The sequence below is a fragment of the Xanthomonas sp. SHU 199 genome (genome assembly GCF_000364665.1).
Taxonomy (GTDB): domain Bacteria; phylum Pseudomonadota; class Gammaproteobacteria; order Xanthomonadales; family Xanthomonadaceae; genus Xanthomonas_A; species Xanthomonas_A sontii.
The window spans coordinates 1-2216 of sequence record NZ_AQOI01000447.1 but is presented as its reverse complement, the minus strand read 5'-3'; the positions used below and the strand labels follow the sequence as shown (position 1 = coordinate 2216).

2 protein-coding genes and 1 pseudogene are annotated in these 2216 nt (G+C 70.7%); 2 read left to right on the top strand and 1 reads right to left on the bottom strand.

Annotated elements, in window-relative coordinates; all coding sequences use genetic code 11:
• Positions 1-159 (bottom strand): annotated as a pseudogene (locus D183_RS26505) (dioxygenase); the annotation flags it as partial.
• A gap of 138 nt (positions 160-297) precedes the next feature.
• Between D183_RS26505 and D183_RS0114315 the strand changes: the two are divergent.
• Positions 298-1203, top strand: coding sequence for a LysR family transcriptional regulator (locus tag D183_RS0114315; RefSeq protein ID WP_017909607.1), 906 nt, complete (start codon positions 298-300; stop codon positions 1201-1203).
• A gap of 108 nt (positions 1204-1311) precedes the next feature.
• Positions 1312-1881 carry a flavodoxin family protein gene (locus D183_RS0114310; RefSeq protein WP_017909606.1) on the top strand — a complete coding sequence of 190 codons (570 nt, stop codon included), beginning with the start codon at positions 1312-1314 and terminating at the stop codon, positions 1879-1881.
• Positions 1882-2216: the final 335 nt, after the last annotated feature.

The following is a 2216-nucleotide window of genomic DNA, read 5'->3' as shown; positions in this document are numbered from 1 at the left end:
CAGCGGCCGCCGGCCCAGCCAGTGCGCCGAGGCCAGCACGATGGCGCGCGGCCGCGGCAGCGTCGCCGCCAGTTCGGCCAGCCGCGTGCCAACCAGGCCGGGCTGCAGCGCGGTCATCGGCGAACCGTGAGAGATGTACAGGGAAGGCAAACGCGCCATGGCAGGTCTCCACAGTGGGGGGCGGCACGGTGGCGCGCGCGGCCAGCGCCGGGCGTTCGTGCAGGCGACCAGGGTATTTCCACCATCTGCGGGAATAAATTACCCTGCCGCCGACGATCCATTTCAGGAACCGAAACAATGGACACGCTGGAGGCGATGCGGGTCTTTGTCGCCGTGGTCGACCGCAACGGCTTCAACGCCGCCGCCGACGCGCTGGGCATTTCCACCGCCAGCGTCACCCGCCAGGTGGCGTGGCTGGAACAGCGCCTGGGTTCGCGCCTGCTCAACCGCACCACCCGCCGGGTCAGCCCGAGCAGTGTCGGCGCGGCGTATTACCAGCGCTGCCAGTTGCTGCTGGCCGAGTTCGACGACATGGAGGCGGCGGTCGGCGAGCAGGCGCTGACGCCCTCCGGCACGCTGCGGATCAACGCACCGTTCAGTTTCAGCGTCGCCCGGCTGGGCCCGCGCCTGGCCGGCTACAGCGCGCGCTATCCGCAGGTCGCCCTCGATCTGTCGCTGTCCGACCGCCTGGTGGACATCGTCGAGGAAGGCTACGACCTGGCGATCCGCATCACCCGCCAGGTGGCGCCCACCTTGATCGCGCGCAAGCTCGGCGAAGTGCAGGCGTTCCTGTGCGCGTCGCCGGACTACCTGGCGCGTGCCGGCACCCCGCAGCTGGCCGCCGACCTCGCCGGCCACGCCTTCCTCAGTTATAGCTACGTGCAGGACGACCTGACCCTGCACGGCCCCGACGGCGCGACCCAGGTGCGGGTGGCCGGCACGCTGCGCGCCAACTGCGGCGACGTGCTGCGCGAGGCGGCCATCGCCGGCATGGGCGTCACCGTGCAACCGGACTTCATGGCCGAAGCGGCGCTGGAGGACGGCCGCCTGGTGCGGGTGCTGCCCGACCATGAGATCGGGCCGATCGGCGTGTACGCGGTCTACGCCAGCCGCAGCCACCTGGCGCCGAAGGTGCGCAGCTTCATCGACTACCTGGTCGAAGTGGGCATCGATCGCACGATGCGCTCCCCGGCCGAGAGCTGAACCGCGGCGCGCGGACCGGACACAACATCCCGCCGATGGCGCTGATCGCGGCGGCCGCGCATGCGCACAATGCCCGCGCTTTTCCCCCTCACCTTCAGGAGTCCGCGTATGAGCAAGATCGCGATCGTCTACTTCAGCGGCTACGGCCACACCGTCAAGCAGGCCGAGGCCGTGCACGCCGGCGCCGCCAGCGTCGGCGAAGCCACGCTGTACCGCATCGACCAGGACGGCAACCTGCCCGACGGCGCCTGGGAGGCCATCGGCCAGGCCGACGCCATCGTCTACGGCAGCCCGACCTACATGGGCGGCCCGGCCTGGCAGTTCAAGAAATTCGCCGACGCCAGCTCCAAGCCGTGGTTCGCGCAGGCCTGGAAGGACAAGATCGCCGCCGGCTTCACCAACTCGGCCTCGGTCAACGGCGACAAGTTCGCCACCATCGAATACTTCTGGACCCTGGCCCAGCAGCACGGCCAGGTCTGGGTCGGCACCGGCCTGCTGCCGTCCAACACCAAGGCGCACGGCCCCGACGACGTGAATTGGACCGCCGGCTCCGGCGGCGCGCTGGCGATCTCGCCGTCCGACGCCTCGCCGGACGAGGCGCCGCGCAGCGGCGACCTGGAGACCGCGCGCCTGCTCGGCAAGCGTGTGGCCGAGTTCGCGGCCAAGCTCAAGGGCTGAGCCCGGCGGTGCCGCCCGCAAAGGGCGGCACCCTGCATCGCGATCGCAGCGGTCTCCGGGCGAGGCGATGCCCCTGCGGCGCCCGGCCTTGCCGGTCGGGCGCGTCTTCGAGGCAACAATGCCCTCGCGCTGCGGCGCTGCCGCGTGTTCTCTGCATTCTGGTCTCGCCATGCACCGGCCCTCGGCCAGCGCCATCGCGCTACACCGTGCCACCCACTGGATGCGCCGCACGCAGATGATCGATGAACACGCGCAGCTTCGGCGGCAGGTGTTCGCGCGCCGGGTAGTAGATGTGCCAGCCGGCGAACGGCGCGTGCCAATCGTCCAGCACCTGC